General features: G+C 70.2%; 16 protein-coding genes and 2 pseudogenes. 12 read left to right on the top strand and 6 right to left on the bottom strand.

Annotation, left to right across the window (positions count from 1 at the left end):
- The first annotated feature begins 85 nt into the window (after window positions 1–85).
- Window positions 86–619 carry a nucleoside deaminase gene (locus AC1C2S_RS02785; protein WP_495351010.1) on the top strand — a complete coding sequence of 178 codons (534 nt, stop codon included), beginning with the start codon at window positions 86–88 and terminating at the stop codon, window positions 617–619.
- On the opposite strand, the gene xdhC is transcribed toward AC1C2S_RS02785, so the two are convergent.
- Genes xdhC through AC1C2S_RS02770 form a run of 3 tightly spaced genes read right to left on the bottom strand, consistent with a single transcriptional unit; the run spans window position 613 to window position 5,370 of the window.
- Window positions 613–1,491: a xanthine dehydrogenase accessory protein XdhC gene (gene xdhC, locus AC1C2S_RS02780; protein ID WP_495351009.1), complete on the bottom strand. Its 879-nt coding sequence runs from the start codon at window positions 1,489–1,491 to the stop codon at window positions 613–615. The genes AC1C2S_RS02785 and xdhC overlap by 7 nt on opposite strands.
- A 16-nt stretch (window positions 1,492–1,507) precedes the next feature.
- Window positions 1,508–3,898 (bottom strand): xanthine dehydrogenase molybdopterin binding subunit, encoded by a 2,391-nt coding sequence (xdhB, locus tag AC1C2S_RS02775; protein WP_495351008.1) that lies wholly within the window; start codon window positions 3,896–3,898, stop codon window positions 1,508–1,510.
- Entirely contained in the window at window positions 3,895–5,370 is a 1,476-nt protein-coding gene (locus AC1C2S_RS02770; RefSeq protein WP_495351007.1) for a xanthine dehydrogenase small subunit, read from the bottom strand. The genes xdhB and AC1C2S_RS02770 overlap by 4 nt, the downstream gene beginning before the upstream one ends.
- 124 nt (window positions 5,371–5,494) lie before the next feature.
- Here AC1C2S_RS02770 and aceB point away from each other — a divergent pair, with 124 nt between their 5' ends.
- The 9 genes and pseudogenes from aceB to AC1C2S_RS02725 all read left to right on the top strand — a co-directional run bounded on the left by aceB (window position 5,495) and on the right by AC1C2S_RS02725 (window position 14,958).
- Window positions 5,495–7,093: a malate synthase A gene (gene aceB / locus AC1C2S_RS02765; protein WP_495351006.1), complete on the top strand. Its 1,599-nt coding sequence runs from the start codon at window positions 5,495–5,497 to the stop codon at window positions 7,091–7,093.
- Between the two features lie 2 nt (window positions 7,094–7,095).
- Entirely contained in the window at window positions 7,096–8,358 is a 1,263-nt protein-coding gene (locus tag AC1C2S_RS02760) for a DUF6986 family protein (protein ID WP_495353182.1), read from the top strand.
- Window positions 8,355–9,206, top strand: coding sequence for a bifunctional allantoicase/(S)-ureidoglycine aminohydrolase (locus tag AC1C2S_RS02755; protein WP_495351005.1), 852 nt, complete (start codon window positions 8,355–8,357; stop codon window positions 9,204–9,206). The genes AC1C2S_RS02760 and AC1C2S_RS02755 overlap by 4 nt, the downstream gene beginning before the upstream one ends.
- A pseudogene (gene allB, locus AC1C2S_RS02750) lies at window positions 9,203–10,576 on the top strand (allantoinase AllB); the annotation flags it as partial. The gene AC1C2S_RS02755 and the pseudogene allB, both read left to right, overlap by 4 nt.
- 33 nt (window positions 10,577–10,609) lie before the next feature.
- Window positions 10,610–11,161: a 2-oxo-4-hydroxy-4-carboxy-5-ureidoimidazoline decarboxylase gene (gene uraD / locus AC1C2S_RS02745; protein ID WP_495353181.1), complete on the top strand. Its 552-nt coding sequence runs from the start codon at window positions 10,610–10,612 to the stop codon at window positions 11,159–11,161.
- Window positions 11,158–11,505: a hydroxyisourate hydrolase gene (uraH, locus tag AC1C2S_RS02740; protein ID WP_495351004.1), complete on the top strand. Its 348-nt coding sequence runs from the start codon at window positions 11,158–11,160 to the stop codon at window positions 11,503–11,505. The genes uraD and uraH overlap by 4 nt, the downstream gene beginning before the upstream one ends.
- Before the next feature lie 2 nt (window positions 11,506–11,507).
- On the top strand, window positions 11,508–12,407 hold the full coding sequence (gene pucL, locus AC1C2S_RS02735; RefSeq protein ID WP_495351003.1) for a factor-independent urate hydroxylase: 900 nt from the start codon (window positions 11,508–11,510) through the stop codon (window positions 12,405–12,407).
- A gap of 61 nt (window positions 12,408–12,468) precedes the next feature.
- Entirely contained in the window at window positions 12,469–13,743 is a 1,275-nt protein-coding gene (locus tag AC1C2S_RS02730) for a saccharopine dehydrogenase family protein (protein WP_495351002.1), read from the top strand.
- A 396-nt stretch (window positions 13,744–14,139) separates the two neighbouring features.
- Complete coding sequence (locus tag AC1C2S_RS02725; RefSeq protein ID WP_495351001.1) at window positions 14,140–14,958, top strand: DUF559 domain-containing protein; 819 nt, start codon at window positions 14,140–14,142, stop codon at window positions 14,956–14,958.
- A gap of 114 nt (window positions 14,959–15,072) precedes the next feature.
- Here AC1C2S_RS02725 and AC1C2S_RS02720 read toward each other — a convergent pair whose 3' ends face one another.
- From AC1C2S_RS02720 to AC1C2S_RS02710, 3 genes are all read right to left on the bottom strand, one after another.
- Window positions 15,073–15,918 carry an aminoglycoside phosphotransferase family protein gene (locus AC1C2S_RS02720; protein ID WP_495351000.1) on the bottom strand — a complete coding sequence of 282 codons (846 nt, stop codon included), beginning with the start codon at window positions 15,916–15,918 and terminating at the stop codon, window positions 15,073–15,075.
- Window positions 15,915–17,156 (bottom strand): non-homologous end-joining DNA ligase, encoded by a 1,242-nt coding sequence (gene ligD / locus AC1C2S_RS02715; RefSeq protein ID WP_495350999.1) that lies wholly within the window; start codon window positions 17,154–17,156, stop codon window positions 15,915–15,917. Before ligD ends, AC1C2S_RS02720 begins: the two co-directional genes overlap by 4 nt.
- A gap of 69 nt (window positions 17,157–17,225) precedes the next feature.
- Window positions 17,226–18,131, bottom strand: a complete 906-nt coding sequence (locus AC1C2S_RS02710; RefSeq protein ID WP_495350998.1) for a helix-turn-helix domain-containing protein — start codon at window positions 18,129–18,131, stop codon at window positions 17,226–17,228.
- A 193-nt stretch (window positions 18,132–18,324) separates the two neighbouring features.
- Here AC1C2S_RS02710 and AC1C2S_RS02705 point away from each other — a divergent pair, with 193 nt between their 5' ends.
- Window positions 18,325–18,780, top strand: coding sequence for an SRPBCC domain-containing protein (locus tag AC1C2S_RS02705; RefSeq protein ID WP_495350997.1), 456 nt, complete (start codon window positions 18,325–18,327; stop codon window positions 18,778–18,780).
- A 143-nt stretch (window positions 18,781–18,923) separates the two neighbouring features.
- A pseudogene (locus AC1C2S_RS02700) lies at window positions 18,924–20,899 on the top strand (helicase HerA-like domain-containing protein).
- Window positions 20,900–20,902: the final 3 nt, after the last annotated feature.

Here is a 20,902-nt window from a genome sequence, read left to right as displayed (position 1 = left end):
AGCGACGATAGATCCGCAGATGCGGAATCGCAACACAACGACGTGAGACTTCGCCGCCTAGCATGGACACAGCAGGGAGGCTTCCATGGATCCGTTCGACAGCTCGCTCCAGTCAGGTTCCGCTACCGGTCACGCCGACACCGAACGTGCGACCGGGTACCTCGCCCACGCAGTCGACATCGCCACGGCGAATGTGCAGACCGGCGGCGGACCGTTCGGCGCGATCGTCGTCGCTGCCGATGGGCAGGTATTCGAGGGAGTCAATCGCGTCACCGCGAACCTCGACCCGACCGCCCACGCGGAGGTCACGGCGATTCGTGCCGCATGCCAGGGGCTCGGCACTTTCGACCTGAGCGGTGCAACGCTCTACTCGAGCTGCGAACCGTGCCCCATGTGTCTCGCCTCGTCGCTGTGGGCTCGCATCGACCGCGTCTACTTCGCGGCGGACCGCGACGACGCGGCGGACGCCGGCTTCGACGATGCTGTCTTCTATCGCTACTTCGAGGGTGGTGAGGAGGACCGCCGGACCATGCCGGTCGGCAACATCGACCTCGGCCACGAGCGGAGCGTCGCCCCGTTCACGGCATGGAAGCACAACGCCGCGCGCATCGACTACTGACCGGTTTTGCTCGCCCGCGCTGCAGGCTCGGCATGCTCAGCGGGCGCGTGCGCCATCGCCTGCTCCTCGATCTGTTGCAGCACGCGCGCTGCAACACTCACCGCGATCGCGGCGGGATCCTTCGAGCTGATGCCGGCGATGCCGATGGGGGTTGCGACGCGCGCGAGTGACGCGTCATCGTGGCCGGCCTCGCGGAGCCGCTGCTCGAAGCGCGCCCATTTCGATCTCGAGCCGATCAACCCGATCGAGGCGACTCCGTCGGTGCTGAGGGCGGCCTCGACGATCGAGAGGTCTTCGACGTGATCGTGCGTCATGACGAGCACGTGGGTGCCCGGGGGGAGCAGCATGAGCGCCGACTCGGGCACGGGCAGGCGGTGGAGGAGCACGGTGGCCTGCGCATCGGCGAGGGGGCCGCTCGACCCCGATACGCCGATCCGTGCAGGGGCGAGCATCTCGGGCCGGGAGTCGACGAGATGGAGTTCGATCTGTTGTCGGCTGAGGATGCGCGCGAGCTCGAGCCCGACGTGGCCGATTCCGAAGACGCCGACTGAGGGAACGACTCGAACGGGTTCGAGCAGCATGGTGACCTCTCCTCCGCAGCATTGCACGCCGTATTCCGTCGTGGCCTTGTCGCTCAGTGTGAGCGTCAACAGTTCGGGCTCGGCGGCGCCGGCCCTCAGCATCTCGCGGGCGCGGTCGATCGCCGTGGCCTCGAGGTTGCCTCCGCCGACCGTGCCGAACAGCGAGTCGGCCGAGACGACCAGTTTCGCGCCGCCGTTGCGAGGTGCGTGCCCGCGCACCATCGCCATCGTCACGATCACCGATGGGGTGCGTGCCGCCCGCAGCCGTTGCACGGCCTCCAACCAGTCCATGATCACGTCCTGCCGCTCAGCGGTCGGTGCGCTCGCCGGCCTGCCGGGCGGCTTCGACCGCCTGCCGGGCGGCTTCGACCGCCCAGAACACGGCCTCGGGTGTCGCCGGTGAGGCGAGCTCGACGCTGTGGCCGGCGGGGCCGAACGCCCCGACCGCCTCGCGGATCGCCTCGCGCACGCTGAAGGCGAGCATGAGCGGCGGTTCGCCCACGGCCTTCGACCCGTACACGACGCCGTCTTCCGTCGCCTGCTCGAAGAAGTGCACGTTGAACACCTCGGGCATCTCGGAGAAGCTCGGCAGCTTGTAGGTGCTGGCCGACTGGGTGAGGAGGCGGCCCCGACCATGCCCGTCGGTCTCGTCCCAGCGAAGCTCCTCGAGGGTGAGCCATCCGGCACCCTGTACGAAGCCGCCCTCGATCTGGCCGAGGTCGACGAGCGGCGAGAGGGAGTCGCCGACGTCGTGCACGATGTCGACGCGGCGGGTGCGGGAGGCGCCCGTGAACCCGTCGAGTTCGACCTCCGTCGCGGCGGCGCCGTAGGCGAAGTACTTGAACGGCTCGCCCTGCATCCGCTCGGTGTCCCAGTGCAGCCCCTCGGTGCGGTAGAAGCCCGCAGCCCAGAGCTGCACGCGCTGGTCGTAGGCGCCCGTCACCACCTCGGCGAAGGTGAGCGAGGGGGCGGATGCCTCGGCGGGGCCGCCGGCCGACGCCCCGAGCCTTCCGACCCGGCCTCCCGAGAACCGCACGTCGCGCTCGTCGACGCCGAGCATCCGACCGGCCACTGCGGCGAGCCGGTCGCGGATCTGCTCGCACGCGTGCTTCACGGCGCCGCCGTTGAGATCGGCGCTCGAGGAGGCTGCAGTGGCGGAGGTGTTCGGAACCTTGTCGGTACGCGTCGGGGCGAGGCGCACCGTGTCGAGCGTCACGCCGAGGGCGGTCGCCGCAACCTGCAGCATCTTCGTGTGCAGGCCCTGTCCCATTTCGGTGCCGCCGTGGTTGATCAGCACCGAGCCGTCCTTGTAGACGTGCACGAGCGCGCCGGCTTGGTTGTACGCGGTGAGCGTGAACGAGATTCCGAACTTCACGGGCGTGACGGCGAGCGCGCGTTTCACATCGGCGTGATCGGCGTTGAACGCGGCGATCTCCGCGCGGCGCTCGTCGAACGCGCTCTCGTCGCGCACCCGGGACCAGATCGATCTGAGCCGCTCGGCGTGGCGCACGGGCTGGCCGTACGGCGTCGTCTGCCCGGGCTCGTAGAAGTTGCGTTCCCGGAGCGTCGCGGCGTCGATGCCGAGGATCGGCGCGACCCGGCCGAGGATGTCCTCGATCACGAACATCCCCTGCGGGCCGCCGAAGCCGCGGAACGCGGTCTGCGAGGTCTTGTTCGTCTTCGCGATGCGGCCCTGGGCGACGAAGTGCGGGATCCAGTAGGCGTTGTCGACGTGGCAGAGTGCACGGCCCATGACGGGCTCGGAGAGGTCGAGGCTCCAACCGCCGTCGGCCGTGAGCGTCGTCGCAAGGGCGAGGATCCGCCCTTCGTCGTCGAATCCCGCCTTCCACTCGATGCGGAACGGATGCCGCTTGCCGGTCATCGTGAGGTCGTGCGTGCGGTTCAGGCGCAGGCGCACCGGGCGGCCCGTGAGTCGTGCGCCGAGCGCGGCGATCGCTGCGAACCCGTGCGGCTGCATCTCCTTGCCGCCGAAGCCGCCGCCTATGCGCAGGCACTGCACGGTGACCCGGTTGCTCGGAACTCCGAGCACGTGCGCGACGATCTCCTGCGTCTCGGAGGGGTGTTGCGTGCTGCACTCGACGAAGACCTGGCCCTCGGAGTCGATGTGCGCGAGAGACGCGTGCGTCTCGAGGTAGAAGTGCTCTTGGCCGCCGACCTCGGCGGCGCCCTCGAATACGTGCGGCGCGGTGGCGAGCGCGGACTCGGGGTCGCCGCGACGTACGGTGCGGGGGATCCCCTGGAACGACCCGGCTTCGATGGCATCGGCCACCGTGATGATGGAGGGCAGCGGCTCGTACGCGACGTGAACCGCAGCCGCGCCCTGCCGAGCTGCGTCGGCCGTCTCGGCGAGCACCCAGGCGAGCGCATGGCCGTGGAACATGGCCTCGCGCGGGAAGAGCGGCTCATCGTGTTTGACTCCGGCGTCGTTGACGCCCGGCACGTCGTCGGCGGTGAGCACCCGCACGACGCCGGGCACGTCGAGGGCGCCCCGAACGTCGAGCGTCACCATCGCGTGGGCGTGTTCGGACTGCACCGGCCACGCGGTGAGCACCCCGACCCGGCGGGCGGCGAGGTCGTCGGTGTACACCGCCGTGCCGGTCGCGTGCAGCGCGGCGCTCTCGTGGGGGATTCGGGTGCCGACGACGGGGTCCGCGGGGCGCGCGGCGAGTTCGGTCACGAGGCCGCCTCCTCGGCGTTGCCTGCGGGCCCGTGGTACAGCTTCAGCAGCGCGTTCTGCAGCATGACGGCCCGGTATTCGGCGCTCGCCCGATGGTCCGACATCGGAGTCCCCTCCGACCCGAGCACGGATGCCGCGGCGCGAACCGTCTCGACATCCCACCGTCGTCCGAGGAGGAGCGCCTCGGTGGCGCGAGCACGAATGGGAGTGGCCGCGACGCCGCCGAGTCCGATTCGCGCCGACGCGACGACGCCATCGTCGAGGTCGACGGCGAAGCCCACCCCAACGCTCGAGATGTCGTCGAAGCGTCGTTTCGCGACCTTGTGAAAGGCGGTGATGCGCGCCTGCGGCACTGGGATGCGCACGGCCCGGATGAGCTCGTCGGCGCGTCGCACCGTCTGCCGGTAGCCGGTGAAGTACTCGGCCAGGTCGACATCGCGCTCGCCGTCGGCCGAGACGAGGACGACGCGTGCTCCGAGGGCGAGGAGCGCGGGCGTGGTGTCGCCGATCGGTGAGGCGGTGCCGAGGTTGCCGCCGACCGTGGCACGGTTGCGGATGAGCGGGGAGGCGAACTGCGGGAACAGCTCGCCGAGCAGCGGCACACGGCCGTCGAGGCGGCGTTCGATCTCGGCGAGAGTGAGGGCTGCGCCGATCTCGACGAACGCTTCACCGAAGCTGAGTGTGCGCAGTTCCCGCAGCCGCTCGATCGCGAGCGTGAGCGCGGCCCGACGCCCGCGGAGATTCACCTCGACACCCCAGTCGGTCGCGCCGGCCACGACGGCCGCATCGGGCTCGTCGTGCAGCACTCGAAGTGCCTCGGCGAGGGATGCCGGACGCAGGAAGCGCTCGCCATCGACCTCGAGCCTGGTCGCGCGAACTTCGGGTGCGGGCTGTGCGCGTCGCACCGCGAGCGGGTCGCTCGGCTCGGGATCGCCGAGCGCGTACGCGGCATCCCGGATCGGCCGGTAGCCGGTGCAGCGGCAGAGGTTGCCGCTCAGCGCGTGCAGGTCGAACCCGTTCGGGCCGAACTCCGCCCCAGCCTCACCCAGCCCTCCCGAACTGCCCGACTTCGACGAGAGCTGGGCAACTCGAGACGGGCGATAGAACTCGGCGGCCATGCTGCAGGCGAATCCGGGCGTGCAGTATCCGCATTGCGAACCGCCCGTCTCGACGAGACCGGCCTGCACCGGGTGCAACGAGTCGGGGGAGCCGAGCCCCTCTGCGGTGACGAGCTCCTGCCCATCGAGCGCGGCGGCCGCGACGAGGCAGGCATCGACCGCCGTCCACTCCGTGCCGCCATGCCCGTCGGATGTCGCGAGCAGCACGGAGCACGCACCGCACTCGCCCTCGGCGCATCCTTCTTTGGCGCCCGTGAGACCGATCTCGCGCAGCCAGTCGAGCGCCGTCGTGTGCGGTGTGATGCCCCGCAACGAGCGCTCCCGCCCGTTGACCGTCACAGCGATGTGATCCATGGTCTCTCCTCGTGCCGAGAGTCTACGCCGCAGCATTCGCGACATTCCGGTTACGTCGCGACGGCATCTGCGCGAAGATGAGCTGAGCATCTGGACCACATCCCTCGAAGGGAGCGGCAGCCGCATGACCATCGAGATCGCCCGTGCCGACGACGTCGCGGGCGGCGAGGAGATCCTCACCGCCGACGCGCTCGCCTTCGTCGAGGAACTGCATCGCCGTTTCGACGCTCGACGTCGCGAGCTGCTCGCCGCGAGGCACGCCCGCCGCGAGCGCATCGCGAGCGGCGAACGGCTCGACTTCCTCCGAGGGACCGCAGAGGTCCGTGAGCGCGAGTGGCGGGTGCCTGCCGCGCCTGGAGCACTCCTCGATCGCCGGGTCGAGATCACCGGCCCCGCGTCGCCCGCGAAGATGGCGGTCAACGCACTGAACTCGGGCGCCCGGGTGTGGCTCGCCGACCTCGAGGACGCGTCGAGCCCCACATGGGGCAACGTCGTCGGCAGCATCCTGAACCTCCGCGATGCCGCGCGCGGCACGCTCGCCTTCACGTCGCCCGAGGGCAAGGCGTACACGCTTCGCACCGACATCCGACGTCCGACGGTCGTCACCCGGCCGCGCGGCTGGCATCTGCCCGAGCGTCACGTGCTGGTCGACGGTGAGCGGGGCTCGGGCTCGCTCGTCGACTTCGGCCTGCACTTCTTCCACACAGCGCGCCGGCTCATCGAGAACGGCCACGGCCCCTATTACTACCTGCCCAAGCTCGAGAGCCACCTCGAGGCGAGGCTCTGGAACGACGTGTTCGTGTTCGCGCAGGGGGCGCTCGGCATCCCGCGCGGCAGCGTGCGCGCGACCGTGCTCATCGAGACGATCCCCGCGGCGTTCGAGATGGACGAGATCCTCTTCGAACTGCGCGAGCACGCCTCGGGCCTGAACGCCGGCCGGTGGGACTACCTGTTCAGTCTCATCAAGGTGTTCCGTGACGCCGGGCCGGAATTCATCGTGCCCGACCGAGCCTCGGTCTCGATGACCGCGCCCTTCATGCGTGCATATACCGAGCTCCTCGTGAAGACCTGCCATCGACGCGGTGCCGTGGCGATGGGTGGCATGTCGGCTTTCGTGCCGAATCGCGCCGACCCCGAAGTGACGGCCGCCGCGTTCGAGAAGGTCCGCGCAGACAAGACCCGCGAGGCGAACGACGGTTTCGACGGATCCTGGGTCGCGCACCCCGACCTCGTGCCCGTCTGCCGCGAAGTCTTCGACACCGTACTCGGCGACCGGCCGAACCAGATCGACCGGTTGCGGCCCGAGGTCGAGGTCACCGCGGCGCAATTGCTCGACGTCGCCTCCGCGGGCGGAGAGGTCACCGAGGCCGGCCTTCGCGACAACCTCTCCATCGCCGTCGCCTACACGGCGGTGTGGCTCTCGGGCAACGGCGCGGTCGCACTCCACAACCTCATGGAGGATGCCGCGACGGCCGAGATCTCACGCTCACAGGTGTGGCAGCAACGACACCACCGCGTCGTGCTCGCCGACACCGGGCGAACGGTGACACGCGACCTCGTCAGCGCCGCGCTCGCCGAAGAGGTCGAGGCGCTTCGCCCCGGCGTGACGCCCGAACGCTTCGTCGCCTACTACGAGCCCGCGGCCCAGCTCGTCGCCCAGCTCTGCCTCGGGGGCGCCTACGTCGACTTCCTCACCCTGCCCGCCTACGAGTTGCTGGAGTGAGCGTGCGCACCGTGCTGCGCGCTGCCGAGCTCGCCGCGATCGAAGCCCGCCTCGCCGCGAGCGACCGGCTGCTCGCGACCGCGTACCCGGGCGACGACGGATCGCGTCAGCCAGTGCACACCGTCTATGTGCCCGCCGACCGGTTCACGCCCGAGCTGTCCGTCGAATGGGGGCGGGCAGCGCTCGTCGCGGCCGACCGGTTCGGAGGGCTCGAAGCGCTCGCCGTCGAAGTCGGGCTCAACGCCGCGCTCGCGGCCGAGGTGGCGCCCCTCGTGCGAGACAAGCTCGACCGCGAACCGATCGAGGATCTGCGCATCGACTTCGAGGACGGCTACGGCGAACGCAGCGACGACGTCGAGGACGCCGACGCGGTCCGCGCCGCGAGACGGGTGCTCGCCGCGGCGGGCGCCGGATTCTCACCGCCGTTCATCGGCATCCGGTTCAAGTGCTTCGAAGCGGCGACGCGGGCCCGCGGCATCCGCACCCTCGATGTGTTCGTGACCGCCCTCATGGAGCGCGGCGGCCTGCCGAGCGGCCTGATGCTGACGCTGCCGAAGGTCTCGACCGTCGAGCAGGTCGAGGCGATGGCGGAGGTCGCGGCGGCCCTCGAGAGGGCGCACGGACTGGCCGAGGGGCGGCTCAGGTTCGAGGTGCAGGTCGAGACGCCGCAGCTGGTGCTCGGCGCCGACGGCACGTCGCCCGTCGCGAAGCTGCCACTCGCTGCGCCCGGCCGCATCAGTGGGCTGCACTACGGCACCTACGACTACAGTGCCGCGCTGCAGATCGCAGCCGGCCACCAGTCGCTGGAGCACCCGGCTGCTGACCTCGCGAAGGGCGTCATGCAGCTCGCGGTCGCGGGCACGGGGATTCGGCTCTCCGACGGTTCGACGAACATCCTGCCGGTCGGCGATCGAGCCGCAGAGGCGTGGCGGCTGCACGCCAGGCTCGTACAGCGGTCACTCGAGCGCGGTTTCCCCCAAGGCTGGGACCTGCACGCCCACCAGCTGCCGACGCGGTTCATCGCGACATACGCGTTCTACCGCGACGGGTACCGCGAGGCATCCGCCCGACTTCGCGATCACCGCGCCGGCATCGCCGGGGCCGTGCTCGACGAGCCGGCGACTGTGCGGGCGCTCGCGGGCTTCGTGCTTCGTGGCGTGCGCTGCGGCGCGATCTCCGTCGCCGAGGTCACCGCCGGCACTGGCCTCGACGAGGGGGCACTCGTCGGGCTCGCACAACCGAGACGCCACCAGGAGGTCGCATGAGCTACTTCACCCCGCAGGGCGGGCTGCCCGCCCAGACCGAACTGCTCACCGACCGTGCGATCGTGACCGAGGCGTACACGGTGATCCCGAAGGGCGTGCTGCGCGACATCGTCACGAGCCGGCTGCCGGGGTTCGCGAAGTCCCGATCGTGGATCCTCGCGCGACCGATCGCCGGCTTCGCGACGACCTTCTCCCAGCTCATCGTCGAGATCGCGCCGGGCGGTGGCGCCCCGCACCCCGAGCAGGAGCGGGGCGTCGAGGGTGTCGTGTTCGTGACCTCCGGCGAACTCGGCCTGACGCTCGCCGGGCAGCGCCACGTGCTCGGGCCCGGCGGCTACGCCTATCTCGCGGCGGGATCCGAGTGGTCGCTCGCGAACGACGGCGCCGTGCTCACGAGCTTCCACTGGATCCGCAAGGCCTACGAGCCGCTCGAGGGCGTGGGGCCACCCGCGTCGTTCATCACGAGCGATGCCGAGGTGACGCCCGACGAGATGGCGGGCACCGATGGCGCCTGGGCGACGAGCCGGTTCGTCGATCCCGACGACCTCGCGCACGACATGCACGTGAACATCGTCACGTTCCAGCCGGGCGGGTCGATCCCGTTCGCCGAGACGCACGTCATGGAGCACGGCCTCTTCGTGCTCGAGGGCAAGGGCGTCTACCGGCTGAACGGGGACTGGGTCGAAGTCGAGGCGGGCGACTTCATGTGGCTCAGGGCGTTCTGCCCCCAGGCCTGCTACGCCGGCGGGCCCGGGCCGTTCCGGTACCTGCTGTACAAAGACGTCAATCGGCAGGTGCGGCTGACGGGCCCTGTCGCGGGCGGCCGGCAGCCGAGCGAACTGCGATGACGGATGCCGCGGGGCCCGACCTCGATCTCGACCTCGACTTCGACCTGGTGCTGAGGGGCGATCGGGTGTTCGTCGACGGTGCGTTCTCCCCCGCGGAGGTCGGTATACGCGACGGCGTCGTGGTGCGCATTGCAGCACTCGGCGCCGGGCTCGGTACCGGGCTCGCTGCTGGGCGCGTCGTGCAGCTCGCCGATGACGAGGTGCTGATCCCCGGGCTCGTCGACACGCATGTGCACGTCGACGAGCCCGGCCGCACCGAATGGGAGGGGTTCGCCTCGGCGACGCGGGCGGCCGCGGCGGGCGGCGTCACGACGATCATCGACATGCCGCTCAACAGCATCCCGCCGACGACGAACGTCGCGGCGTTGGCAGTGAAGCGTGCTGCGGCCGAGGGCCAGGTCTTCGTCGACGTCGGGTTCTGGGGCGGTGCGGTGCCCGGCAATGCGGCCGACCTCGAGCCGCTCGTCGCCGAGGGCGTGTTCGGGTTCAAGTGCTTCCTCGTCTCCTCGGGGGTCGACGAGTTCCCCGCCCTCAGCGCCGACGAGATGGAGGCCGCGATGTCGGTGCTCGCCGGTGCCGGCGATTCGCTCCTCGTCGTGCACGCAGAAGATGCAGCGGTCATCGACGCGGCGCCCCACCGGCACGGCCCCGCCTACGCCGACTTCCTCGCCTCCCGCCCGCGCGAGGCCGAGGGCGTGGCCATCGCCGCCGTCATCGAGCGGGCAGCACGCACCGGGGTGCGCGCCCACATCGTGCACTTGAGCGCGGCCGACGCCCTCGACCGGATCGCGGCTGCCAAGCGTCACGGCGTGCGGCTCACCGTCGAGACGTGCCCGCACTACCTCGTGCTCGCCGCCGAGGAGGTGCCGCCGGGAGCCACGGAGTTCAAGTGCTGTCCGCCGATCCGCGAGGCCGAAAACCGCGATGCCATCTGGCAGGGTCTCGAGCAGGGCGTCATCGACTTCGTGGTCTCCGACCATTCACCAGCCCCGGCCGAACTGAAGCACGCGGGCGACGGCGACTTCGAGGTGGCCTGGGGCGGCATCGCCTCACTCCAGCTCGGACTGCCCCTCGTGTGGACGGAAGCGAGGCGCCGCGGCATCCCGCTCGCCAGGGTCGTCGAGTGGATGTCGACGGCGCCGGCCCGGCGCGTCGGTCTCACGACCAAGGGCCGCATCATCGAGGGGGCCGCGGCCGACTTCGCCGTCGTCGCCCCCGACGCGACGTTCACGGTCGATGCCGAGTCGCTCGAGCACCGGCACCCGATCACGCCGTACGACGGTCGCGAGCTCACGGGCGTCGTGCGCGCCGCGTACCTCGCAGGCGAGCCGATCGACCGCGCGACGCCGCGCGGCCGACTGCTGCGCCGGGACGCTGCGGGGCAAGGGGAGCGGGGACGCACCATGCTGCTTGAGGAGTTCGACGCCGCCGACAGGGAGACGGCGATCGCGCTGCTGCGGGCCTGCCTCGACGTCACCCGCTGGTGCGAGGACGTCGCCGACGGGCGCCCCTACGGCTCCGTCGGCGAGCTCGCCGCGCGCGCGGGCACCGCGGCGGCGCCGTTCACCGCCGAGGAGGTCGACGCGGCGCTTGCGCGGCATCCCCGCATCGGCGAGCGCGCTGTGGGCGAGCGGGGGTCGGGCCGGCGCGACGCGGGAGCGCACGAAACGGGCGAGCACGCTGCGAGCGGGCGCGAGGCGGCGTTCTCGCGCGCCGAACAGGCCGGAGTCGACTCGCACGACGCCTCCGTCGCGGCAGCTCTCGCCGCGGGCAACGCCGCGTACGAGCGCAGATTCGGCCGGATCTTCCTCATCCGGGCGGCGGGCCGCACGTCGAGCGAGATACTCGAGGTGCTGACCGCGCGACTGGGGCACACGAGCGCCGAAGAGGACCTCGTCGTCGCCGAGCAGCTGCGCCAGATCGCCGTGCTGCGACTGAAGGGACTCTTCGCATGAGCACTTCCCGGATCACCACGCACGTGCTCGACACGACGGTCGGTCGCCCGGCCGAGGGCGTCGCCGTCGAGCTCCACGCCCGCGACGGCGTCGGTGACGGTTGGCGTCTCGTCGCGACATCCGTCACCGATGCCGACGGTCGCGCGACCCGGCTCGGCCCCGAGACGATCGCGGCCGGGGAGTACCGGTTGAGCTTCGACACAGGCGCGTACTTCGCCGCTCGAGACACCGAGACGTTCTACCCGGGAGTGCAGATCAGCTTCGTCGTGGCCGACGACGGACGGCATGTGCACGTGCCGCTCCTGCTGAGCCCGTTCGCGTATTCGAGCTACCGAGGGAGTTGACCATGAACGACCCCGCCATCGTGCTCGGGCCGAACCAGTACGGCAAGGCCGAGGTTCGCGTCGTGAAGGTCACCCGCGATACGGCGCGGCACGAGATCGAAGACCTGAGCGTCACCTCTCAGCTGCGGGGCGACTTCGACGCGGCGCACCTCGTCGGCGACAACTCGCATGTCGTCGCCACCGACACGCAGAAGAACACCGTCTTCGCGTTCGCCCGCGAGGGAATCGGTTCGCCCGAGGCGTTCCTCCTGCGCCTCGCCGATCACTTCACCTCGTCGTTCGACTGGGTGACCGGCGGCCGCTGGGAGGCCGAGAGCTTCTCGTGGCAGCGCATCCAGGCGCACGGGGCGCCGCACGACCACTCCTTCGTGCGCTCGGGGCAGGAGACCCGCACCGCGCTCGTCGTCGCCGACGGCTCCGACCGGCATGTCATCGCCGGGCTCAAGGGGCTCACGGTGCTCAAGACCACGCAGTCGGGCTTCGAAGGCTTTCCCAGAGACCGCTACACGACCCTGCAGGAGACGACCGACCGCATCCTCGCAACGGATGTCGCCGCCAGATGGCGGTACTCCAGCGCCGACGTCGAGTACAACGACGCCTACGACAGCGTGCGGGCTCTGCTGCTCGAGGCGTTCACGGAGGGGTACTCGGCGGCGCTGCAGACGACTCTCTTCGACATGGGCTCCCGCGTGCTCGAAGCGCACCCCGAGATCGCCGAGATCCGCTTCTCGATGCCGAACAAGCACCACTTCGTCGTCGACCTCGGCGCGTTCGGCCTCGACAACCCGAATGAGGTGTTCTTCGCGGCCGACCGGCCCTACGGTCTCATCGAGGCGACGGTCACCCGCGAGGGCCTCGTTCCCGCGGCCGTCGCCTGGGAGGGCATCGCGGGCTTCTGCTGAGGCGGTGATACGGGCGGTATCGACCGTTGGCACCTGCGCCGGGTCACGATAGCGTCGGCTCATGCGCATCCTCCTCGTCGGCGCCGGAGGCGTCGGAGACTCCATCGCCAAGATCGCCGCTCGCCGAGACTTCTTCGAGTTGCTCGTGATCGCCGACTACGACGAGACCCGCGCCGAGCGCACGCTCGCGTGGATCCGCGCCAAGCACGGTGACGAGGTCGCGAGTCGATTCGATACCGCCCAGATCGACGCGAGCGACCCCTACGTCGTCACTGCCGTCGCCCTCGAGTTCGATGCGACGCACGTGATGAACGCGGTCGAGCCGAAGTTCGTGCCGTCGATCTTCGCCGGAGCGCTCGCTGCGGGAGCCGACTACCTCGACATGGCGATGAGCCTGTCAGAGCCGCATCCGGTCGCCCCGTACGACATCACGGGGGTGAAGCTCGGCGACGACCAGTTCGCACAATCGGGTGACTGGGATGCCGCGGGCCGGCTCGCCCTCGTGGGCATGGGCGTCGAGCCGGGCCTCAGCGACGTGTTCGCCCGGTACGCCGCCGATCACCTCTTCGTCGAGATCGACGAGCTCGGCGTGCGCGACGGCGCGAACCTCGTGGTCACCGACGAGGCGGGAAACGAGATCTTCGCGCCCTCGTTCTCGATCTGGACCACGATCGAGGAGTGCCTGAATCCGCCGGTCATCTGGGAGAAGGATGCGGGCTGGTTCACCACCCCGCCGTTCTCCGAGCCCGAGGTGTTCGTCTTCCCCGAGGGCATCGGGCCGGTCGAGTGCGTCAACGTCGAGCACGAAGAGGTGCTGCTCATGCCGCGCTGGATCGACGCGAAACGCGTCACCTTCAAGTACGGCCTCGGTGCCGAGTTCATCAACGTGCTGCAGGTGCTGCACCTGCTCGGCCTCGACTCGACGAGCCCCGTCAGAGTACGCAGCGACGACGGCCCGGTGCACGTCGCCCCGCGCGACGTGGTGGCCGCGTCCCTGCCCGACCCCGCAACGATCGGCCCGCGCATGACGGGCAAGACCTGCGCCGGGCTCTGGGTCACGGGCATCGGCATCGACCGGCGACCGCGCGAGGTGTACCTGTACCACGTCGCCGACAACGAATGGACAATGGCCGAGTACGACAGCCAGTGCGTGGTCTGGCAGACCGCCCTGAACCCCGTCATCGCCCTCGAGCTCCTCGCGACCGGTGCGTGGTCGGGCCGGGGCGTGCTCGGACCTGAAGCCTTCGACGCCGCACCCTTCCTCGACCTCATGGCCCGCCCCATCACCGACGGCGGCTACGGCCAACCCTGGGGCTTCGAAGACCGCCTCGCCTGAGCCTCGCCGCGTCCGCCCGCTTCCCGTCCGTCCGTCCGGCTCCCGTCCGTCCGTCCGTTTCCCGTCCGTCCCTCGCCTCGTCCGCCCGTTTCCCGTCCGTCCCTCGCCCTCGCTCCATCCCCGCACATTCCCTATCCCCTTCGTACCCCTTTCGTCGAAAGTGCGCTTCGTGTCGCTCTGATCTCATCGAAGCGACCGGAAGCGCACTTTCGATGATGATCTGGCGACGACCGACTCGCTCGGGCTGTGGACAACGCGGATTCGGTTCCACAGGCGGCCCGAGAACGACACCGACCACTCGCAGGATCGTCGAGGGTGGGTGCATGCGCACCCTCACCGCTCCCCGCGAGCATCGGTTCAGGACCGTTCACCCTTGCCACGGCGCGTGCAGCGGGTGTGACCGCAGCGCGTCTCCGCTCGAGGGATCTCGTCGTTCCGTTCCGGGGCATCCGCTCATCGTCGACGATGCACGGGCGCTTCGCGCTGTGCGAGGCGTATTCCCTCCGCCTCGGACCGACCGAGGCGTTCAGTCACGCGACCGCTGCCGAGCTCTGGGGCCTTCCGCTCCCGTGGAGGGTGCAAGCCGATCCGCGTCTGCACACCGTGGTGTGGAACGGCGCACATCCGACGCGTGCCGGTGCCGTCATCGGCCACCGGGCGCACGTTGAACCGCGGATCGCGCGGCGACGAGGCTTGCGGGTCGTCGCCGCAGCGGATGCGTGGTGCCAGCTCGCCGCCGACCTCGGTGAGCGCGACCTCATCGTCGCGGGCGATCGGCTGATCGGCCTGCCGCGAGCGCTTGCGAGCGAATCCGAGATCGATGCGGCGATCACGCGGTACGGGGGCAAGCGCGGTGCTCGTGCACTGCGCCGGGCACGCGCGCGCCTCAGGCCGCGATCCGAGTCGCCTCGGGAGACCCTCCTGCGCCTCGATGTGATCGACGCGGGATTCCCCGAACCCGAGCCGAACGGCGTCATCGATCTTGCGTCCGGACGCAGGACACGCGCCGATCTCGTGTTCGGCGCGTACCGCGTGATTCTCGAGTACGACGGCCAGCACCACCGAGCGGATGCGGCTCAATGGGCGAAGGACGTCGATCGGCTGAACGAGCTCGCCGCGAACGGATGGATCGTCATCCGGGTGAACAAGGACACACGTCGGAGCGAGGTCTTCGGGCTCCTTCGTCACGCGCTGGTCACCCGCGGCTGGGCATGAGGCGTGGCGGGGCACAGTCACGGGGCATCGAGAGTGCGCGTCGGGTTGCTTCATCCGCCTGAGAACGACGTGACGCGCACTCTCGATGGAGTTGAGGGGCGATGTGAGGGTGGTTCAGACGAGCGTGAGCGCGCGCTCACCGATCGCCGCCGCCGAGTCGGCGTGCATCGGGTCGTCGTCGATCGCGAACCATGTCGATGAGAGCGCGCACCACGCGACGAGCCAGCGTGCGAATCGGGCCGGATCGAGCGCGGTGGCTGCGATGGCCACGCCGAACTGCCGTTCGAGCCGCCCGGGCACGAGCGCGCGTTCGTACGACGGATTGCAGAGCAGGTTGCAGTAATCGAACGCGCTCTCGCCGACGAGGCCCTTCGGGTCGATGGCGAGCCATCCCCGGTCGCCGAAGTCGAGCACGTTGCCGTGGTGCAGGTCGCCGTGCAGCACCACCTCATCGAGCGGATCCGCGAACAGTTCCCTGGCCAGATCAGCACCCCGACGGTGCAACGCGCCCAGGTCGTCGGCGCGGGCGAAGAGTTCGCGGAACCACGTCGGCAGGTCCACGAGCGGAGACGGGGCGGCGAGGAGCGGCTCGAGGGGCGCCTGGTGGATGCGATCGGCCGCCTCGCAGAGCACGCGGGTGGCATCGTCGTCGTGCCCGAGCTCGACCATTCGAACGAGATCCCGGGTTCCCGTCGCTCGCTCGAGCAGCACCGCGGGCCCGAGCCGTCGCAACACGCGCGCGACGCCCTCGCCCTCCAACCGCTCGAGCAGTTCGCCGCCGCGTTCCTCCTCGTCGACGTGGGCGATCTTCAGCATCGCTGATTCACCGTCCTCCGTGCGCACGGGCATGAGCGTGCTCGACGCGGTGGTGCGGGCATCGCCGTCGGCGCGCAGCCGCCATCGGCGCAGCCACGCGACATCCGCTCCGTGTCCGGGATCGACGGGGCCCAGGTCGCTCACGACTGCGGTCGATCGTCGCCGCGGCCCGCCCACGGGTCGTAGTCGGCTTCGAGTGCCTCTTGCGCCGGTCGCGACGCCTCGGGCACGTGTTGCAGGTTCACCCGGATGCGGTACCAGAGCGACGAGCTTCCACGCATGCCGTCGACGAGCACGTCGGCGGGTTCGAGCAGCGCCGCGGCGTCGACGTGCTTCGCCTTCCACCGCTCGAGGGCATCGAGCGCCTCGGGCTTGGTCTTCGTGCGTGCGATCTCGATGAGCGGCATGGTCGACGCGCGACGGCCCGAGCCGTCTCCGCGCGCGGGAGGCTTTTCGGCCGGACCGAGCTCCTCTGCTCGTCGGAGCAGCGCGTCGAGGCTTCCGGCGGCCTCGTCGATCCCGGCGGCGACGTCGCCGCGTTCGGCGAACCGCTCGAGCACGGTCGGCACGGTGAACCGTTCGGGATGGCTGTCACGCACCTCCTCCCAGTCGAGCGGCGTCGAAACGCGGGCATCGGGCACGGCCCGTACCGAGTAAGCGGATGCCACGGTGCGATCCTTCGCGTTCTGGTTGAAGTCGACGAAGACGCTCTCGCCGCGCTCCTCCTTCCACCATCGTGCGCTCGCAAGACCCGGGGCCCGCAGCTCGACCTCGCGGGCGAGCGTCTCAGCGGCCAGCCGCACGTCGTGGTAGTTCCACCGTGGCTCGATGCGCACCGAGATGTGCATGCCCCGCGAACCCGAGGTCTTCGGCCATCCGACGAGACCGTGGTCGGCGAGCACCTCGCGCGAGATCATCGCGACATCGACGATCTGCGACCAGTCGACGCCCGGCATCGGGTCGAGGTCCACCCGTAGTTCGTCGGGGTGGTCGAGGTCTTCGGCGCGAACCGGGTGCGGGTTGAGGTCGATGCAGCCGAGGTTCACGACCCACGCGAGCGCCGCGGCATCCCGAACCACGACCTCTTCGGCCGAATTTCCCGAGGCGTAGTGCAGAGTCGCAGTCTCGATCCACTCCGGCCGGTTCTCGGGGGCGCGCTTCTGGAAGAACGCCTCCTGGTCGATGCCCTTGACGAAGCGCTTCAGCACCATCGGCCGGCCGGCCGCACCGCGCAGCGCGCCGTCGGCCACGGCCAGGTAGTACCGCACGAGGTCGAGCTTGGTGAGGCCCAGCTCTGGGAAGACGAGCTTGCCCGGGCTCGAGATGCGCACCTCTCGGTCGCCGATCTCGAGCATCTCGGCCGTACTCGCCTTCGGGCTCACACCTCCACACTATGGCGAGGCCCGCACGATGGCGAGGCCGGCGAGAGCGGGAGACCCCGGGTCACCCGCTCAGCCGGCGGTGGCGGCCGATCGCGCGGCGAGCGCGTAGCGGCGCGGGGTCTGGCCGATCACGGCACGGAACTGCCGGGTGAAGTGCGCCTGGTCGGCGAATCCCAGCGTCGCGGCGAGTTCGGCGAGCGGCGGCGGGTCGGATGTCGCGAGCAGCTGCGCCGCCTCCTGCATGCGGTATCGGCTGATCAGCCATTTCGGGGTGAGGCCGACGCGCTCGCGAACGAGCCGCTCGAGTGCGCGCAGGCTGAGCCCCGTTGCGCGCGCGAGGTCGTCGGCTCGGAGGATCATCCGATCGGCTTCAGCGAGCTCGACGACCTGTCGCACGAGGGCGGCATCCGCGTCGAGCTCGATGCACTGCGCCGCCAGCCACCGCTCGAACACCGTGATCGCGCCGCCGTCGTCATCCGCGGCGATCGCGCGGCGAACGGATGTCGCGAGCCCCGAGGCATCCGTCACCCGCAGTTCTTCGAGCGCCACCGAGGAGCCGACGAGCGACCGCACGGTGCCCGGTACCAGCCGGTGTGCAACGCCGGGTTGCAGCAGCGCGCCGAACGCCCATCCCTCGCCCTCGAGGCGTTGGCGACCGCGACCGAGCTCGGGGCCGTACAGTGCCGCGGTGTCGCGCTCGATCACGAGGTTCGCCGACGGGTACTCGAGGATTTCCTGCTCGACGACGACACCGGGCGGAAGTCGCCAGCGAGGAATCCAGACGTGACGCACGAGCCCGGCGAGCTCGGGACTCACCGGGTACCGCGTGAGGCGCACCGGCGCCTCGGCTGACCGAGCCTGCTCGGCGGCATCGCGCGCGAGCGGCGCGATGCCCGGCTCGCCGCCGCGCGGCGCGAGCACGCCCTTCGTGGCAGCTCCGGCGCGTGAGCGCCAGTAATCGTCGGTGCGGGGCATGCCCCCAGTATGGCCAGCCCCACCGACGCGGCCGCCTGAACCTGGGCCCACGGCGGCCGGTTCCGGCGCGTCGGGAAGCGGCATGACGGCCGTGCCGCTGTGGAGCGAGGGTCGCGTTTGTGCAAGACGCGGGCACCGGGGCATCCGTACCGTCGATCTCGTACCCACTGCTGATCAACATGAGGAGACTCGCATGCCCGACTTCGAGATGACCACCTACATCGCCGCCGACCCGCAGCGCGTCTGGGACGCGATCACGGGCGAAGAGGGCAGCCGCGCCGTCATGTGGGGGTCGGTGCTTCGCGGCGAACTCACGCCTGGCGCCCGATACGAGTACGTGGGGCCGGGGCAGGACGGCGACGAGACCGTTCACGTCTACGGCGAAGTGCTCGCGGCCGAGCCCGGCCGCGTGCTGCAGCTCTCGGAGCACCCCGGACCCACCTACCGTGAGAACCACGCCGAGCTCCGCAGTCGCATGACCTGGCGACTCGAACCGGCCGGGGAGGAACTCACCAAGCTCACCTTCACGAACGACGAGTGGAGTGACGGCCACCCGTCCGAGGCGGAGGCCTACGGCACATGGCCGCTCCTGCTCTCGAGCGTCAAATCGTGGATCGAGACGGGACGTGCCCTGCCGTTCCCGTCGTGACGCGTTCTGCGTGAACACGCGGTCGCCTCCGAATCACCGTGACGGCGTTTCGCCGCGCCACGTGCCGTATGAAGCGTCGTTGCGGCACAAAGGGTCGTTGCGGCGCAGAGGTGGCCGGGACGACCCCTCGCTAGGATCGCCACATGGCCGACGACGCGGTGAAGCAAGCTCAGGAGGCGGCCGTTGCAGCGGCCGAGGCAGCGAAGGCCCTGCAGGTGCAGGCGGCCGAAGCGATCAAGAAGGCCGAAGAGGCCGCGGCGCTCGCGCAGGCGGCAGCCGAGGCGGCAGCCGAGGCGGCGATGACGGATGCCGCGGCTGCGGCAACACCGCCCGCTGAGCCCGTCGAAGTGACGGATGCCGCGGCTGCGGCAACACCGCCCGCTGAGCCCGTCGAAGCGACGAGTGCACCCACGACCCCCGCGCTCGCCCTTCGACGGGCTCGGGGAACGGGAGCGCTACCGCGGCATCCGCGGGCCCGCTCGACCAGACGCACATCGACGCGATCCGCGCCGGGTACGCCTTCGAGGGCGCCGCGCTCGAGATGGGCGCGCTCGTCAACGGCGAGGCGCTGCCCGACGTGCCGGTGCGCATCCCGCTCGCGATGACGAACCGCCACGGGCTCGTCGCCGGCGCGACGGGAACCGGCAAGACCCGCACCCTGCAGGTGCTCGCCGAGCAGCTCTCGAGCAACGGCGTCGCCGTCTTCGCAGCCGATATCAAGGGTGACCTCTCGGGCGTCGCGACGCCGGGCGACGGCAACGAGAAGCTGCTGAAGCGCACGGCCGGCATCGGGCAGGAATGGACCGCCGCGAGCTTCCCGACCGAGTTCTACTCGCTCGGCGGCGTCGGCCGAGGCGTGCCGATCCGGGCGACGATCTCGGGCTTCGGGCCGCTGCTGCTCTCGAAGGCGCTCGGTCTGAACGAGACTCAGGAGTCGAGCCTCGGTCTCGTCTTCCACTACGCGAACAACAGCAATCTCGCCCTGCTCGACCTCGAAGACCTGCGGGCCGTGCTCGCCTATCTCATCAGCGACGAGGGCAAGCCCGAACTCGAGGGCCTCGGCGGACTGTCGAAAGCGACCGTCGGGGTGATCCTCCGCGAACTCATCACGTTCGCCGACCAGGGCGCCGACGTCTTCTTCGGGGAACCCGAGATCGACACGGCCGAGTTCCTGCGCGTGGCATCCGATGGTCGCGGCATCATCAGCCTGCTCGAGGTGCCGGGAGTCGCCGACAAGCCCGCGCTCTACTCGACCTTTCTCATGTGGCTGCTCGCCGACCTCTTCACCGACCTGCCAGAGGTCGGCGACCTCGACCAGCCGAAGCTCGTGTTCTTCTTCGACGAGGCGCACTTGCTCTTCACGGACGCGTCGAAGGACTTCCTCGCCCAGATCACGCAGACCGTGCGTCTCATCCGCTCGAAAGGCGTCGGCGTCTTCTTCGTCACACAGACCCCGAAAGACGTGCCCGCCGACGTGCTCGCACAGCTCGGCTCGCGGGTGCAGCACCAGTTGCGCGCGTTCACGCCCGACGATGCGAAGGCGCTGCGGGCGACCGTATCGACCTACCCGAAGTCGGGCTACGACCTCGAAGAAGCGCTCACCCAACTCGGCACGGGCGAGGCGATCGTCACGGTCATGAACGAGAAGGGCGCTCCTTCTCCCGTGGCATGGACGAGACTGCGCGCACCGCAGGCATCCATGTCGCCGTCACCGGATGCCGCGATCGACGCCGCCGTGGCCGCATCGCCGCTGCTCGCGAGGTACGGCACCGGCATCGATCGCGAGTCGGCGCACGAGATCCTCACGAAGAAGCTCGCGGATGCCGCGGCGAAGGTCGATGCCGAAGAGGCCGCCGCCGCGAAGGCCAAGGCCGATGCGGAGTACGGGAAGATGCAGGCGAAGATCGCTGCGGATGCCGCGAAGGCCGACAAGTTGGCGCAGGCCGAGTACGACCGGCTCATGAAGCAGACCTCGGGGAGCTCGCGGTCGCGGTCGAGGTCGCGCTCGTCGCAGTCGAAAGAGCGGTCCGCGCTCGAGCAGGTGCTGGGCTCGAGGGCCACGCAGAACGTGCTGACCACGGTGATCACGGGCATCTTCGGCATGGCCAAGCGCCGCTGACCG

Source organism: Agromyces sp. Y782 (assembly GCF_059445405.1).
Note: the sequence above shows the minus strand (reverse complement) of the source record. Positions and strands in the feature narration are given on the sequence as shown.

Coding starts and splice junctions, on each gene's coding strand:
- uraD (WP_495353181.1), top strand. CDS start 10,610: ATGCTGCTTGAGGAGTTCGACGCCGCCGACAGGGAGACGGCGATCGCG.
- AC1C2S_RS02785 (WP_495351010.1), top strand. CDS start 86: ATGGATCCGTTCGACAGCTCGCTCCAGTCAGGTTCCGCTACCGGTCAC.
- AC1C2S_RS02710 (WP_495350998.1), bottom strand. CDS start 18,131: ATGCCCCGCACCGACGATTACTGGCGCTCACGCGCCGGAGCTGCCACG.
- AC1C2S_RS02770 (WP_495351007.1), bottom strand. CDS start 5,370: ATGGATCACATCGCTGTGACGGTCAACGGGCGGGAGCGCTCGTTGCGG.
- AC1C2S_RS02730 (WP_495351002.1), top strand. CDS start 12,469: ATGCGCATCCTCCTCGTCGGCGCCGGAGGCGTCGGAGACTCCATCGCC.
- aceB (WP_495351006.1), top strand. CDS start 5,495: ATGACCATCGAGATCGCCCGTGCCGACGACGTCGCGGGCGGCGAGGAG.
- AC1C2S_RS02755 (WP_495351005.1), top strand. CDS start 8,355: ATGAGCTACTTCACCCCGCAGGGCGGGCTGCCCGCCCAGACCGAACTG.
- uraH (WP_495351004.1), top strand. CDS start 11,158: ATGAGCACTTCCCGGATCACCACGCACGTGCTCGACACGACGGTCGGT.
- AC1C2S_RS02705 (WP_495350997.1), top strand. CDS start 18,325: ATGCCCGACTTCGAGATGACCACCTACATCGCCGCCGACCCGCAGCGC.
- xdhC (WP_495351009.1), bottom strand. CDS start 1,491: ATGGACTGGTTGGAGGCCGTGCAACGGCTGCGGGCGGCACGCACCCCA.
- pucL (WP_495351003.1), top strand. CDS start 11,508: ATGAACGACCCCGCCATCGTGCTCGGGCCGAACCAGTACGGCAAGGCC.